This window comes from Polynucleobacter sp. AP-Nickl1-40-C4 (genome assembly GCF_035012665.1).
GTDB lineage: Bacteria > Pseudomonadota > Gammaproteobacteria > Burkholderiales > Burkholderiaceae > Polynucleobacter.
The window spans coordinates 152,848-167,775 of record NZ_JAYGQR010000006.1 but is presented as its reverse complement, the minus strand read 5'-3'; the positions used below and the strand labels follow the sequence as shown (position 1 = coordinate 167,775).

Here is a 14,928-nt window from a genome sequence, read left to right as displayed (position 1 = left end):
CTCGGCTTGCTTGAGGATGCCCATGATTTGGCTATCGGTAAAACGGGAGGTTTTCATAGAATTTCCTTTAAATCAAACAACTTAGAAATTCTACTTTTAAGTCAGGTTAAGGGGTGGGGGTATTACCCATCCAATAACGCAGTTTCAATTGCGCATTTTGCAAAACGGTTACCTTGAATAGTGGTACGCAACTTATGCATGACCTTAGCAACCTGGTCAGCCTTAATCCCAATAATGAGCGGAGCAAAATAGGTATCAATGTTTATCTTGATACTCTCAGGACTTTCTTCACCGTAGTTCAAGCCACCAATAGTGGTAGCCTCACCCCATCCCTCAATACCGTCATTACAAAGAATGCGCACCAAAACAAGAGCCTGGGCATTCATCGTGGCCACAGATAACTTGTGTGGGCGGATAGTCGGCACATCAACTATTAGGGTTTCTACTGATTTGATCATATCTATTTCGTATAGTTTTTCGATAAATGAACTCTAAACAGGTCTTTTTGACGAGTCCAAGACTGATTTGGTATCCTTTTGATACTTAAAAGGTATACATATGGAATTAAGGCATCTACGCTACTTTGTTGCTGTTGCAGAAGAAAAGAACTTCACTAGAGCTTCTGAAAAACTGTTCATTGCACAGCCGCCCTTGAGCAGGCAGATCCAACAACTCGAAGAAGAGTTGGGCGTAACTTTGTTTGTAAGGAACTCGCGACCCCTCAAACTGACAGACGCGGGCAACTTTTTCTATGAGCATGCCAAGCAGGTTTTAGCTAGAACTGGCGAACTCAAGGCTATGACTCAACGGGTTGGTAATATCAACCGAATTCTGAATGTCGGTTTTGTTGCATCAACGCTCTACGGAAAACTTCCGAAAATTATTCGAAAATATCGAGCCAAATTTAATTCCATTGAATTGCGGATGTATGAAATGACAACAATGGAACAGCTCAAAGCTTTGAAAGATGGAAAGATTGATATTGGCTTTGGACGAGTACGTCATGAAGACGCCAATATCAGACGGATTGTATTGAGGGAGGAAAAACTCATTGCTGCAGTTCCTTATGAGCACCCACTATCAAAATCAAACAAGCCCATCAACTTAAAAGACTTAGCCGATGAAAATCTCATTGTCTTTCCAAAAAATCCCCGTCCTAGTTACGCAGACCAAGTATTAAATGGTTTCAAAGAAAGGGATGTTCATCCCAAAAAGATTATTGAAGTTCGAGAATTACAAATAGCTATTGGCCTTGTTGCTGCAGGCGAAGGTGTATCCATTGTTCCATTTAGCTTGCAGGGCATGAAACGTGATGACGTTGTATATCTAGAATTAAATGAAAAGCATGCCTACTCCCCCATCATCATGAGCACTAGATCAATGGATAAGTCTGAAGAAATTAAGGCAATGCTTGATTTAATTTATTGCATCTATGACGAAGAGGGTATTTCTTATACGCGAGAAGAGTTATAAATTTGCCGCACACTACAACCCCAATATATTTTTGTAGGTAGATTATTTAAAGTATCGCCATTGAAAAATGTGTAGTATTTGACTACACACTTTTTTAGCATGCTCAGCGTTACTTAAAGTAACGCTCAAATGACCAAATCTCACCTTTAGTCTCAAAAGCTGGCTTTTTGTGACGTTTAGGTCCTGTTTAGGTTCTCTGGTTATGAGAGCAGATATCCAAAGAAAACCACTAGGATTTCAAGAGCTTGCGTCACCTGTTTATCGGTGTGTGAGTATTTGTGTGACTAGATTAACAAGATCACAATAAACGCTAGCTCACTCTTTAGCTTCGAAAACCAGGGTATTTTTGGAGCAACCTTCTTGTACTTCGCTACTCCAAACAGTTTGTCAAGTTAACGAGCGCTACCTTAAGTAATGCTCGTTATAACTGTGGAGCGGGTGAAGGGAGTCGAACCCTCGTCTCTAGCTTGGGAAGCTAGGGTAATAGCCGTTATACGACACCCGCAATAGAGACGAGACCTATTCGCTTAATTCAGCAGCAATTGGTTCATGCGCTTTACAAAATTGGCTGGATCATTGAGCTGACCGCCCTCTGCTAATAAAGCCTGATCAAATAAGAGATTGGTCCAATCATCAAAATGCTGATCATCGCTTTTGAGCTTGGATAGCAAAGGATGCTCTGGATTAATCTCCAATATAGGCTTCATATTAGGGGCATTTTGACCAGCAGCTTTTAGCATCCGCAGTAAGTTGCCAGACAGTTCATTCTCATCAGCAATCAAACAGGCCGGAGAATCCGTTAAGCGAAAGGTCACCCGCACATCTTTAGCCTTATCTTCCAAGACTTTTTTCATGCGCTCAACCAAGTCTTTGAATTGCTTCTCAGTTTCCTCATGCTCTTTCTTTTCTTTTTCATCACTTAGACTTCCTAAATCCAAGCCGCCCTTAGCAACAGATGCTAATTGCTTACCATCAAATTCAGTAATGAAGGAAAGCATCCACTCATCAACACGGTCAGATAACAAGAGGACTTCAACGCCTTTCTTGCGGAAAATCTCTAAATGCGGACTGTTTTTAGCTGCGTTGAAAGTTTCACCCGTGACATAGTAAATCTTGTCTTGGCCTTCTTTCATACGCGAAACATATTCAGCCAAAGATACTGTCTGCTCAGCCGAATCAGTATGGGTGCTGGCAAAACGAAGGAGCTTGAGAATACGTTCTTGATTTGCTTGATCTTCGCCAACGCCCTCTTTGAGCACTTGACCAAATTGCGTCCAGAACGTGCGATATTTTTCTTTCTTAGCCTCATCTTCATTATTAGCAAGTTCTTCAAGCATGCTCAGCACTCGCTTGGTAGAGCTTTCGCGAATCACTTTAATGTCACGCGACTCTTGCAAGATTTCGCGGGAGACGTTTAGTGGTAAATCAACTGAATCAATTACGCCCGTGACAAAACGTAAATACATCGGCATAAGCTTTTCAGCATCATCCATAATGAAAATACGTTTGACATACAGCTTGATACCGCCACGCTTATTGCGATCCCACAAATCAAACGGGGCTTTGCTCGGCACATAGAGTAGCTGGGTAAATTCACTCCTACCTTCCACTCGATTTAATGAATAGCACAGCGGGTTTTCATATTCATGCGATAAGTGCTTATAAAACTCGTTGTACTGCTCTTCTGTAATTTCTGACTTATTGCGAGCCCATAACGCGGAAGACTGGTTAATACTTTCTAACTCATCCTTTATAACCTGCTCTTTTTTATCAGCATCCCACTCCTCTTTACGCATCTGAATAGGCAATGAAATATGGTCTGAGTACTTGCGAATAATCGATTTAAGCTGATAGCTATTGAGGAAATCATCTTCTCCCTCACGTAAATGTAAGGTGATAGAGGTGCCACGCTGGGGTCGATCAATTTGCTCAATCGTAAATTCGCCAGAGCCATCTGATTCCCAACGCACACCATCAGAAGCAGGCAAGCCTGCACGACGAGTCTCAACGGTAATGCGATCAGCAACAATAAAGCCAGAGTAAAAGCCTACGCCGAACTGGCCAATGAGGGCTGCATCTTTTTGCTGATCGCCAGAGAGCTTAGTAAAGAACTCCTTAGTCCCAGAACGAGCAATTGTCCCCAGGTTATTGATCACTTCTTCCCGGCTCATACCAATTCCATTATCTGAAATAGTCACCGTTCTAGCAGCTTTATCAAATTCGACTTTGATTTTTAGCTCTGGGTCATCACCATACCAATCAGGGTGGGCAATACCTTCAAAACGCAATTTATCAGCAGCATCAGAAGCGTTTGAGATGAGCTCACGTAGGAAAATCTCCTTATTGGAATACAAGGAGTGAATCATCAGCTGCAAAAGCTGCTTTACTTCCGCCTGAAAGCCTAGAGTTTCTTTAGTAGCAACAGTCATTTCAATTTCCTATAGAAAAGATCAATTCTCATTACTTGGGGATAGTTTTGGGTATTTCAAGGCCTATAAACCGCCATGAAAAGGAGCTACTCGAACGAGGAAGACTCCTCATCACAAGAGTCTTCCGCAAGAATCTCATTACGACTCCTTTTTTGAAGGTATTCCAAAATCAAGCGCTTGAGCTTAGGCCTAGTAATGAGCTCCTGGTTATTTTCCTGAAGCTCTAAATGGTCATTTTCGAGCATTTTGCTTTCTCCACGTAATCAGTTAGCTATTAAATTACCTAAAAGTGACAAAAGAAAAATATCCCCAATTTCAATGGAGAATTTTAAGTTCTTTGACTTATACATATGGGCAAAAAAAATGAAATTCAAGCCCCTTGAAATTCAAAAAATCCATCCTTAAATAGAGCTTAACTAGATGCCTTAGGGGTCTAGGAAATTGTGAACTTGCTTAAATTTAAGGAGAAAACGATGTCTTATCCATTTGGTAGAAATGTATTGCTAAGCTCTGTAGGTTTTGATCGCCTCATTGATGCGATGGAAGAAATGAGCTCTGGAGAGAGCCTCAGCAAGGCCCAAAGCTACCCCCCATACAACATCATCAAAAAGAATGAGCGCGACTACGCTATTGAAATCGCAGTGGCAGGCTTCAAAAATGATGAGATTGATATTACGGCTGAAGGTAACAAGTTAACCGTTATCGGTAAGGTTAAAGCAGAGCAGACTGGCGAATACCTCCATAAGGGAATTGCCAATCGGGACTTTAGTCATGACTTTACCTTGGCGGAAACTGTGATTGTGCGCTCTGCTGATGTCGAAAATGGTTTGCTGATCATCAAGCTAGAGAATGTCATTCCTGAGGAGAAGTTACCCCGCAAGATTTTGATTGGTGGTAACTCTAAGCTGGTGATTGAGGAAGTCAAGGAAGCGGCTTAATGAAAATTAGCTAGCTCAGATCCATCTGGGCTAGCTAAATGCTCAAACATTAGCTTTATGTGGATACGTATTAATCAGGGGATCATCGCCAAGAAACGACCTGCGGAGGGTATTGAGGTGGAATTTACTCCGTTAGTAGCAAATGATTACCTTTCGCGCAAGCTTGAATCTGGCTACATTGAAATAACCAAAGCCAATGGTGAACCAGCTTTTTTGTCAGAGGAGAAATTCTCTGAGTTACAGAAGACAGATGAATTAGTCATCATTGAAAAATGAACGTCTTAGGAGAAAATAAATGAAGCAAGTAAGCCCTATAAAACTCAGATACACACTCTCTGATTGTGTACAGTCTCTCAAAAAAGCGAATGTTGGAAAGTTTCCAAAACACAGCGTATCTGATTGCATTAACTCCATTAAGCAAATGAAGAATGAGAAATAACAAAATCTATCTTCTAAGCCTTGCCATTTTCACTTTTCTAATGGGATTCTTAATAACTTATTGGGATGGCTCACAACCCCTCACAAACGAAATAGGATGGGTTTTGAAGGAATTACCAGAGGTGAAATCTGTAGAGTATTTGGAGACCTTAAAGAAAATCTAAGGGGCACAACAATCTACTTTCAGTTTGTTGCTCCAAACCAGAGTCATGAATCTATTGGGGTTTAGTAGTGTTATGTGCTACACACCGACTACACAGAAAGAAAAAACGACTTAGGAATTTCTCCCTAAGTCGTTGTGTACGACTCGACACATAGTTAACACTTTATACCGGACACATACTTTACAGTTTTTGGCATAGGAGGGACCTTACTATGCCGTGGAATGAAAGTACGAAGATGGATGAAAAGCTCAAGTTTGTATCTCGTTACCTTGATGGCGAGAAGATTGCTACCCTTTGCCAGGAGTTTGGAATCTCCAGAGTCACTGGCCATAAAATCATTGATCGCTATAAAGACAGTGGTTTAGAAGCCTTTACGGATCGATCAAGAAGGCCCTTTAGGCAAGCCAATCGGCTGCCCTTCCAGGTCGAGCAACTGATCGTGAACCTCAAAAAGGAGTTCCCGACCTGGGGCGCTCCTAAATTGCGCGACAGATTGCACACCCACTACCCGGAGTTAGCATTGCCCGCCAAAAGCACGGTGCATGCCGTTCTCGATCGCCATGGCTTAGTCAAAAAGAAACGCAGACGCCACCACCCCAAGCTCACGGGGACCAACTTATCGGATCTCAAAGAACCGAATGCTCTATGGTGCGTGGACTACAAAGGGGAGTTTATGCTGGGTAATAAGCAGTACTGTTACCCCTTAACCGTGACGGACTATGCCTCTCGCTTCCTCATTTGCTGTGAAGGCCTAGAGAGTACTCGCGAAGCGCAGGCTTTTACGGTCTTTGAGCAACTCTTCAAAGAGTATGGGCTGCCAGGCTCCATCCGCTCAGACAACGGTGTGCCGTTTGCCTGCGCTAATGCGCTCTATGGTTTAAGTAGTCTATCGGTGTGGTGGCTTCGTTTAGGCATTGGTATTGAGCGCATCAAGCCAGGCAATCCCCAGCAAAATGGTCGGCATGAACGCATGCATTTAACGCTCAAGCAAGCGACGACTAAACCCCCTGCCAAAACACTTTTGCAACAGCAAGATAAGTTTGAAGACTTTATCTATGAGTACAACTATGAGCGGCCCCATCAAGCCCTGGAGATGAAAAAACCGGCACAGCTCTATGTTCCTTCGACCCGAAAATATGAAGGGCTACCCGATGTGAGTTATCCCTTCCACGATAAGACAGTGACCGTGACTAACTGCGGACGCATCTGCCTTGATGGTAAGAAGATTCACTTTAGTACGGTGTTCGCTGGTCATGACGTAGGCTTACGGCAGGTCGAAGACGACGTGTGGTTAGTGAGCTTTATGGATTACGATATGGCTTACTTTGATATGGAGTCTTCTCGGGTACAAGCCTTAGAAAACCCATTTGGTCCCAAAGTATTGGGGATGTGATTGGTAAAGGTGTAAACCATGTGGTCGGTACCGGACGTAAAGCATCTGTCCGGTACGTACCTTGATTTCATTGGTGGGCCCACCAGGACTTGAACCTGGGACCAAAGGATTCCGGTTTGTGTAGCTTTCACTACTCCCTGGACTATGCCTTCATCATATCGATTGCTCGACTTAGATGGGTGCCGTCTAGTCTCTACACGTTCAAAGTATTTCTACTAAGCTTCGCTCGGCGTTAGCTTGTGCAGCTTTTGGCTGCATTTAGCTTTCTCCGAATTTGACACCATTCACACAGCGACTTTCATCATCTGGTGCACAACTTTCGCTATGAGAGCAGACATCCAAAGAAAACCACTAGGATTTCAAGAGGTTACAGGGTAATCATCCCAATAAGCTTGGTCTCTATATTATGAAAAATATTTTTCCAGTTGGAGTAATGAGCACTCCGCACTCACATGATCAAGATCGTTGGGTTATGGTGATTAAGGAAACTTGGTATTCCGGAACGGATGCTAGTTTAGATCCTAAGAACACTATTGTGATACCAGAAGGAAGCATCATGTTTCATCCGGCCAACGCAGTCCACTTTGATGGCTCTTTAAAGGAGCCCGTTGAAGTGCAAATCATCGGTATGGGCCTGTGAAGACAGCTTATGTTTATCCGAGTGAAGGTAAGTATGGGAATCCCACAAATTAAATTAAGTTAGATTTCTTGGCTGATGCTTGCTTGCTGCCGCTCCTGCATCAGGCTTGAGTTTTAAATATCCCCAAAGTGAGATTAGGATAAGTGCTCCAACTGTAATGAAGGTGATCCGAAAATCCATTGCTGAAGGGCTATTAATATCCCCATCTCTTAGCATGACGGTAATATGAATAATGGCTGCGCCCAATCCAACACCGACGCCTTGGGCAAGCTGCCCAATTGTGCTAAAGAGTGTATTTGCGCCACTCATTTTTTCTGGCGGTATATCTACAAATGCCAAGGTCTGTATGCAAGTAAATTGCATCGAACGACTGACTCCATAGATAAACATGGCCAAGATAATGCCGACAACGCCCGTATCAGGAGAGAGCATGCCGCAAATCATGGCAGCGATAGCGGCAATAAAGCCATTGACAAGCATAATATTGCGAAAACCAAAGCGCTTTAACAGCATAGGGGTTAAAGGTTTTAGGCCAATATTTCCTAGCATTGCCGCTAAAAATAATAGACCAGACATAAAGGCACTATAGCCAAACGCAATTTGAAACATCAATGGCGCCAAGAATGGGGTTGCGCCAATTAATACTCTTGTGAAAGACCCTGAAAAGAATGTAATGCTAAAGGTGGGTACTTTTAGAACTGAAAAATCTAATAATGGATGAGGGTGCTTTTTTGCATGAAACCAAGTTGCAATCCCGCAGGCTATTCCCAGGGCGCTATAGCCAAGGGCTGACTTGCTAAAACCTTCGCTACCAATTAATTCAACGCCAATGATTGTGAAGGCAAGTGCGCCACCAATAATGATAAAGCCAATGAAATCTAAAGGGCGTTGTTCAAGTTGGTGATCATTTGAAACATATTTTCTTATAAGTCCAATCCCTAGTAATCCTAAAGGTACATTAAGAATAAAGATCCAGTGCCATGAAAAGTAAGTAGTCAAGAATCCACCCAGTGGCGGTCCAATTACAGGCGCAACCAATCCAGGCCAGGTTATTAAAGCGATTGTTTTAACTAATTCAGACTTTGAAGTTGTTCTTAGAACAATGAGTCGCCCCACGGGGACCATCATTGCTCCACCAATGCCTTGAAGAATGCGGGCGAGCATAAATTGATTTACTGTTTGGCTAAGAGCACAGAGAACCGAGGCAAAGGTAAATATGCCAACAGCAGAGCCAAATACAGTTTGAGCTCCTAAGCGGTCAGAGAGCCACCCGCTAATCGGAATAAAGACCGCTAGGGTAATTAAGTAGGCAGTAATGCCGACGCTCATATCGACAGCATTTACACCTAATGTTTGAGCCATCTGAGGTAGCGCGGTAGTGATCACTGTGCCATCTAGGTTTTCCATAAAGAAGGCTGTAGCCACTATTAGTGGAACAAGGTTGGAGGTCTTAATGGATATGCTCATCTAACTTTTGTAGATCTATTAGTTGCATGAATCATAAAAACCGAAAAAGACCTCCTCGATATTCGAGAAAAATCTACCTCTGAGCTCAGTCAACCTCTGGGGGGGGGGATTACACCTTGTTATCTATCAATTAGTTAGTGCTCTGCCCTACTGGTGCAGCCGGGGCGCCCCAGGATCCACCAAGAGCCTTAATTAATCCGACTGTAGAGGTAAATTGACTTCCTTTGATTTGGGCCTGAACGCGAATACCCGTTAATTGGTTTTGCTGAACTAAAGCCAATGCGAGCGCTGTATCCAATCCCGCCTGATAACGGATATAGGAGAGTTCATAAGCACGATTTAAATTAGCCAACGACTTATCTTCATTCACTCTAGCTAAATTCAGTTGCTGCACATTCCCCAAGGCATCCTGGACATCCTGAATACCACTTAAAACGGTTTGCCTGTAATTGGCCAATGAAAGCGCATAGCCCGCACTTGCGTAATCTACACCCGAGCTAATTCTTCCACCATCAAATAAAGTTTGCGCCGCCTGTACACCAAAGGACCAAATCATGGAAGGTACCGCAAATAAGCTAGGAATACTATTTGACTGATAACCAATATAGGTTGGGGACAAAGTCAGCATAGGGAAATACGCAGACTTGGCAACGCCAATTTGCGCATTTGCTGCAGCCATCGCCCTTTCAGCTGAAGCAATATCCGGGCGCCGCTCCAATAAGGCGCTTGGCACCGTTACAGGGATGACTGGCAAAGTATCGGGCAACTTTCCACTGGGCAAATGAAATCCAGCCGCAGGAATGCCGGCCAAAGTGGCTACTAAATTCTCTAACTCATTACGCTGCGCACGAAGTTGCTCTATTTGCGCCTTTGTCGACTCGGTCAAAGCAGCCTGTTGAACCATATCTACTTCGCTTGATGCACCAAGATCATGTCGCTTGGTAATTAAAGTTAAGACCTTCTCCTGCAAACCAATCGAATCTTTTAGTGCACGAATTTCTTCGTCGGCCTGCCTTAATCTAAAGTAGGCCTGCGCTAATTGACCTGTTAGGATTAACTGGGTATTTTCTTTATCAGCCTGCGCTTGCTGAACGGTATCCTGCGCTGCCTCAACGCTTCGACGAATTTGCCCAATCCAGTCAAACTCATAACTAGCAGATACATAAGGACTGAAGTTATTCTGAATAGTGGTGGCGTTTGGAACTTTGTAATTAGTTAGCGGACGATTTGCTGAAACCCTTTGATTGTCTGCTACTGCCCCAGCCTGTACAGTTGGCATAAATGCAGCAAATTGAATACCATACTGCGCTTTTGCTTGATCCAGTTTTGCTATAGACGCTTGCAAGGTTTGGTTATTTGCTAGGCACTTTGCCTCAAGCTCATTAAGCTCCTTATCACCAAAAATAGTCCACCAATCCTTCTTGGGAATGGCGTCTTTAGGATTGCCGGGCGCCCATACAATCCCATCGGCATCCTTGGTCGTTTTCCAGGTATCAGGCAAATCAACGGTGGGCCTGACATAGTCGGGACCAATAGGAGAGCAAGCCGTTATCACCAGCGAAAGTGCGCAGAGATATAAACGACTGTATTTCATTTCTTATCCTGAGGAGCTGGTTTGGCAGCCTCTGCTGGTTTTGGAGGCGCGGCAATCACTACCTTCTGACCATTTGCAATTGAGTCCATTGGATTGACAATCACCTGATCGGCGGGATCAAGACCCCCAACAATTTGTACAGAGCGGCCATAATCAATTCCAAGCGCTACCGTCTTTCTAAGCACTTGACCATTCTGTACTACCGCAACTTGAGTGCCCTGAGAGCCAAACATGAGGGTGTTGGTTGGCAATATCAGACGACCTTGATTATCTAAGGGCAAGGATGCCTGCACAAAGACGCCGGGCAATAAAAAGGTTTGCCCATCCGGAATCTCAATATCTACCTGTAGAGTCCGGGTAGCGACATCGATTGCGCCAGCAGTTCGGACAATTTTTCCTTTCACCACTTTATCTGGCGCCTCTGGTTTGTAGACCGAAACCTCCTGCCCAATCGTAATCGACTCTGAGCGCGCTTGTGGAACATACACATATAAATGTAAGTTTTTGGTTTGCGATACTCCAAATAAAGCTTGGGGGCTACCACCGTTACCAGGGTTCACCAAGTCACCCACATTGACGTTACGGCGAGAGACAATGCCATCAAATGGAGCGACGATCTTGCCAAACTTCAATAGCTCTTTTGTTCTTTGCAGAGTAGCTCGTGACTGTTTATAGGCTGCACTCTTCTCATCCAATTCCTGTTGAGAAACCGCATCTTCTTTACGCAATAAAGTCCAGCGCTCAAAAGCTACTTTTGCTAGATTAAAAGCGGCGTTAGCTTCATCAACCTGTTTATTTACCTCTGGAGTCTCTAGAATCGCCAAGACATCGCCCTGTTTTACAGGTGCGCCGATATCTTTAAACCATTCTTTTACATAACCTGGAGTGCGGGCGTAAATCAAGGTTTCGTTGTAACTCTCCACCGTACTTGGCAAGGTTAAATGCGCGTCTGCAGTACCACCATTAGCCTGAACGACAATCACATTCATGACATTATTTTGAGCAGCACGCTCTTCCAATGTGCTGTTATTCATCAAACGCAAAATCACAATACGAATGACGCCAAGCAATAAAATAATTGCAATCGCAATCAGAATATTGCGGGCTAAACGCAGTATACGTTTACGCTTAGCGAGATCATGTTCGGGGCCATGAAGATCCGAAGTGGGTAAACCTCGGTTGGCGTGGCGTTCGTCGGTCATGTTGCGGTATTCCTTTCTTCCTTACGCAATGCAATCTGTCGGTGGAGCGATCCAAAGAGCACTGGTACAAATAATACGGTTGAAACTGTTGCGAATAAAAGACCGCCAATAACAGCTCGGCCTAAAGGTGCATTCTGCTCAGAGCCCTCTCCAAAGCCAATGGCCATCGGAATCATACCGATGATCATCGCTAAAGCCGTCATCAATACAGGGCGCAAACGGGTGGAACCCGCTTCCAGGGCTGCAGATAAGGCTGGCAAGCCTTCTTGCATGCGCTGACGTGCAAATGACACCACCAAAATACTATTGGCAGTAGCCACTCCCATCGTCATAATCGCTCCCGTTAAGGCTGGCACACTTAAATTAGTGCCAGTGAGCAGCAGCATCCATGCAATTCCTGCTAGCGCTGCAGGGAGCGCGGTAATGATGATGAAGGGATCCAGCCAAGACTGGAAATTGACTACGATGAGCAGGTAAACCAGAACCATCGCACCCAAAATACCAAAGCCTAAGCCCATATAAGAAGAACGCATGGTGGTAATCTGACCACGCAAAACCACTCTCGTGCCCGGGGGCAAATCTGCTTTAGCCCCATCAATCACATCCTGCACCGCATTGGCCACTGAACCCAAATCTTTACCACGTACGTTTGCATAAATATTAATTACCGGCTGAATATCAAAACGATCCACTACCGCAAATTCAGTACCTGGTGTGAGATCAACCAAATTTCCCAAAATTTGATTAGGAGCCTTTGCGCCAGTACCGTTCATATTCGCAGGAGAATTAGTAGATCCTCCAATGGGTAGACCCAATAAATCATCTACTGAACTGATCCTGTATTGAGGTGCCTGCACATTAACGCTATAAACAATGTCATTGCCAGGGTTCAACCAAAACGCAGGGGCAGTTACTACGTTTCCAGATAGTGGCAACAAGATGTTCTGCGCAACATCTACTGGGTTTAATCCCATACCCTGAATCTTTGCCCGATTCATATTGAGCTTCAGCGTTGGATTATTCAAGCGCTCTTGAATATGCACATCTGCGGCGCCAGGAATACTGGTAATCTGACTCAGTAATGTGCTGGCATATTTTTCACTTGCTTCATAGTTCTTGCCGAGCACCTGCACGTCAATAGAAGCCGGTATGCCGAAATTCAGAATCTGTGTAACTACGTCAGCCGGCTGAACATAAAACTCCACACCTGGAAAGTCCTTACGCAGACGCGGCAACAACTGCTCAACATAATAGTTACTCGGCTTGTGGTCCTCAGTCAAAGAAATGAGAATATCGGCATCGATCGTACCGATGGTTCCCGAATTACTATAGGACAAGTTAATGCCGCTATATGGTAGGCCGATGTTATCAAGAATGGCGCCCATTTGATCTTCTGGGATTACCTCACGAACTACACCCTCGACTTGATTGACTATTTGGGCCGTTGTTTCAATCCGCGTTCCGGTAGGCGCACGTACATGCAACTTAATTTGACCCGTATCAATCTGAGGGAACAGGTCTCGTCCTAAGAATAAGAAAATTCCACAAGAAAGAATGCAAAAGGTCAAAAAACCCTGCATAAATTGCTTGCGATGCGTTAATAAAAAGCTCAGAAGCAAGACATAACCAGCCCGAAAGCTTTCAAAATGCTCATTAAAACGACTGTGTACATGATGAATCCATGCAGTCACTTTATTGGTACTTTCCTGATGCCCCATCATCATCAAAGCCAATGTAGGAACCAAAGTGCGCGAAAGGATATAAGAGGCCAGCATGGCAAAAACCACAGCCTCAGCCAAGGGTACAAACAAGTAACGTGCCACACCACCCAAAAAGAACATAGGCACGAACACAATACAAATACACAAGGTAGATACGAATGCAGGAATTGCTATCTCGCCAGCGCCATCCAAAATTGCGTTATAGAGATCGGTACCCATGTGCAGGTGACGCTCAATGTTTTCGATGGTTACCGTTGCATCATCGACCAAGATACCCACCGCAAGAGCTAAACCACCCAGGGTCATGATATTGATGGTTTCCCCAATCGCGTGTAACACCAGAATCGACGAGAAAATCGACAAGGGAATGGAGATTGCAATAATGGTGGTTATCCGCCAGTTACCTAAAAACAGCAAAAGCATTAAAGCCGTTAAGAGCGCCGCAATTAATGCCTCATGAATAACACCATTGACTGCAGCCTTCACGAAGATGGATTGATCACTTAAGAAGTTAGTTTCAATACCCTTGGGTGCAAGCGCCATCACGCTAGGCAGCTTCTCTTTGATACCGGCCACAACATCTAAAGTAGATGCGCCTCCGTTTTTAAGCACAGAGAGCAATACCCCACGTGAGCCATTTTGATGAACGATATTAGTTTGAGGGTTAAATCCATCGCGTACGTGAGCAACATCACCCAAGAAGGTAGTCGCACCATTGGTTGTCTTCACCGGGATGGCATTTAATCCTTCAATGGAATTAGGCGAACCATTGAGGGCTACGGTGTATTCAGTTTCACCAATCTTTGCGGTTCCTGAAGGCAAGATCAAGTTCTGCGCATTGACCGCATTAATGATGTCGGTTGAAGAAAGACCCTTTGCCAACAAAGCGCTTGGATCCAAGTCCACAGAAACTACCCTAATTTTTCCACCATATGGGTAGGGAATGGCAGCCCCTGGAATGGTTACCAATGGTGGTCGAATAATATTTGTAGCGCTATCAAACAATTCCTGGTCGGATAGCGTCTTACTGGATAAACCAATCTGAATCACCGGAACGCTGGAAGCGGTATATTTAATAATCAGGGGCGACAAGGTACCCGGCGGGAAATTCTTAAGAAGAGCCTGGGAAACTGCAACGACCTGTGCAATCGCCATCTCAATATTCACATTGGGCTGAAAGTAGATCTTCACAATGCCGATACCAGGCAATGTTTGCGACTCAATCCGCTCAATATCATTAACAGTGGTTGTTAAGCTTCTTTCATCGGTCTGAATGATCCGAGAAGCCATCTCTTGGGCTGATAGACCGTTATAGGTCCAGATAACACTAATGACTGGAATGTTGATGTCCGGCAATACATCTACTGGCGTGCGCATAATTGCCAAAGGAGTGGCAAAAAGGATAACAATGGCCATCACAATAAAGGTATACGGTCGTGTGAGCGCTAAACGAACAATCCACATTTAAC

General features: G+C 44.3%; 11 protein-coding genes, 1 tRNA gene and 1 pseudogene. 6 read left to right on the top strand and 7 right to left on the bottom strand.

Annotated elements, in window-relative coordinates:
- Window positions 1-128: 128 nt before the first annotated feature.
- A pseudogene (locus tag VC182_RS08390) lies at window positions 129-458 on the bottom strand (muconate cycloisomerase); the annotation flags it as partial.
- Between the two features lie 100 nt (window positions 459-558).
- Here VC182_RS08390 and VC182_RS08385 point away from each other — a divergent pair.
- Window positions 559-1,473 carry a LysR family transcriptional regulator gene (locus VC182_RS08385; RefSeq protein ID WP_215298583.1) on the top strand — a complete coding sequence of 305 codons (915 nt, stop codon included), beginning with the start codon at window positions 559-561 and terminating at the stop codon, window positions 1,471-1,473.
- A 430-nt stretch (window positions 1,474-1,903) separates the two neighbouring features.
- Here the strand turns inward: VC182_RS08385 and VC182_RS08380 are convergent.
- Window positions 1,904-1,978, bottom strand: a tRNA-Gly gene (locus tag VC182_RS08380).
- 22 nt (window positions 1,979-2,000) lie between these two features.
- Window positions 2,001-3,902, bottom strand: coding sequence for a molecular chaperone HtpG (gene htpG, locus VC182_RS08375; RefSeq protein ID WP_323485040.1), 1,902 nt, complete (start codon window positions 3,900-3,902; stop codon window positions 2,001-2,003).
- 473 nt (window positions 3,903-4,375) lie between these two features.
- Here htpG and VC182_RS08370 point away from each other — a divergent pair, with 473 nt between their 5' ends.
- The 5 genes from VC182_RS08370 to VC182_RS08350 all read left to right on the top strand — a co-directional run bounded on the left by VC182_RS08370 (window position 4,376) and on the right by VC182_RS08350 (window position 7,475).
- Window positions 4,376-4,840, top strand: a complete 465-nt coding sequence (locus VC182_RS08370; RefSeq protein ID WP_068324602.1) for an Hsp20 family protein — start codon at window positions 4,376-4,378, stop codon at window positions 4,838-4,840.
- Between the two features lie 57 nt (window positions 4,841-4,897).
- The gene (locus VC182_RS08365) at window positions 4,898-5,116 is read left to right on the top strand and encodes a hypothetical protein (protein WP_323485039.1); all 219 of its coding nucleotides are present in this window, start codon (window positions 4,898-4,900) and stop codon (window positions 5,114-5,116) included.
- Between the two features lie 19 nt (window positions 5,117-5,135).
- Window positions 5,136-5,279: a hypothetical protein gene (locus VC182_RS08360; protein ID WP_323485038.1), complete on the top strand. Its 144-nt coding sequence runs from the start codon at window positions 5,136-5,138 to the stop codon at window positions 5,277-5,279.
- Between the two features lie 374 nt (window positions 5,280-5,653).
- A complete protein-coding gene (locus tag VC182_RS08355; protein WP_215311740.1) occupies window positions 5,654-6,835 on the top strand; it encodes an integrase core domain-containing protein in 1,182 nt (393 codons plus the stop codon).
- A gap of 406 nt (window positions 6,836-7,241) precedes the next feature.
- The gene (locus tag VC182_RS08350; protein WP_323485037.1) at window positions 7,242-7,475 is read left to right on the top strand and encodes a hypothetical protein; all 234 of its coding nucleotides are present in this window, start codon (window positions 7,242-7,244) and stop codon (window positions 7,473-7,475) included.
- Window positions 7,476-7,529: 54 nt separating this feature from the next.
- Here the strand turns inward: VC182_RS08350 and VC182_RS08345 are convergent, their stop codons facing one another.
- The 4 genes from VC182_RS08345 to VC182_RS08330 all read right to left on the bottom strand — a co-directional run bounded on the left by VC182_RS08345 (window position 7,530) and on the right by VC182_RS08330 (window position 14,923).
- The gene (locus VC182_RS08345) at window positions 7,530-8,942 is read right to left on the bottom strand and encodes an MFS transporter (RefSeq protein WP_323485036.1); all 1,413 of its coding nucleotides are present in this window, start codon (window positions 8,940-8,942) and stop codon (window positions 7,530-7,532) included.
- Window positions 8,943-9,072: 130 nt separating this feature from the next.
- The gene (locus VC182_RS08340; protein WP_323485035.1) at window positions 9,073-10,536 is read right to left on the bottom strand and encodes an efflux transporter outer membrane subunit; all 1,464 of its coding nucleotides are present in this window, start codon (window positions 10,534-10,536) and stop codon (window positions 9,073-9,075) included.
- Entirely contained in the window at window positions 10,533-11,738 is a 1,206-nt protein-coding gene (locus VC182_RS08335) for an efflux RND transporter periplasmic adaptor subunit (RefSeq protein WP_277542431.1), read from the bottom strand. The genes VC182_RS08340 and VC182_RS08335 overlap by 4 nt, the downstream gene beginning before the upstream one ends.
- On the bottom strand, window positions 11,735-14,923 hold the full coding sequence (locus VC182_RS08330; protein WP_323485034.1) for an efflux RND transporter permease subunit: 3,189 nt from the start codon (window positions 14,921-14,923) through the stop codon (window positions 11,735-11,737). The genes VC182_RS08335 and VC182_RS08330 overlap by 4 nt, the downstream gene beginning before the upstream one ends.
- Window positions 14,924-14,928: the final 5 nt, after the last annotated feature.

Bases quoted from the DNA above. Each gene is read 5' to 3' on its own strand.
- VC182_RS08370 (WP_068324602.1), top strand. From the start codon at position 4,376: ATGTCTTATCCATTTGGTAGAAATGTATTGCTAAGCTCTGTAGGTTTT.
- VC182_RS08330 (WP_323485034.1), bottom strand. From the start codon at position 14,923: ATGTGGATTGTTCGTTTAGCGCTCACACGACCGTATACCTTTATTGTG.
- VC182_RS08360 (WP_323485038.1), top strand. From the start codon at position 5,136: ATGAAGCAAGTAAGCCCTATAAAACTCAGATACACACTCTCTGATTGT.
- VC182_RS08340 (WP_323485035.1), bottom strand. From the start codon at position 10,536: ATGAAATACAGTCGTTTATATCTCTGCGCACTTTCGCTGGTGATAACG.
- VC182_RS08355 (WP_215311740.1), top strand. From the start codon at position 5,654: ATGCCGTGGAATGAAAGTACGAAGATGGATGAAAAGCTCAAGTTTGTA.
- VC182_RS08345 (WP_323485036.1), bottom strand. From the start codon at position 8,942: ATGAGCATATCCATTAAGACCTCCAACCTTGTTCCACTAATAGTGGCT.
- VC182_RS08350 (WP_323485037.1), top strand. From the start codon at position 7,242: ATGAAAAATATTTTTCCAGTTGGAGTAATGAGCACTCCGCACTCACAT.
- VC182_RS08335 (WP_277542431.1), bottom strand. From the start codon at position 11,738: ATGACCGACGAACGCCACGCCAACCGAGGTTTACCCACTTCGGATCTT.
- VC182_RS08385 (WP_215298583.1), top strand. From the start codon at position 559: ATGGAATTAAGGCATCTACGCTACTTTGTTGCTGTTGCAGAAGAAAAG.
- htpG (WP_323485040.1), bottom strand. From the start codon at position 3,902: ATGACTGTTGCTACTAAAGAAACTCTAGGCTTTCAGGCGGAAGTAAAG.
- VC182_RS08365 (WP_323485039.1), top strand. From the start codon at position 4,898: ATGTGGATACGTATTAATCAGGGGATCATCGCCAAGAAACGACCTGCG.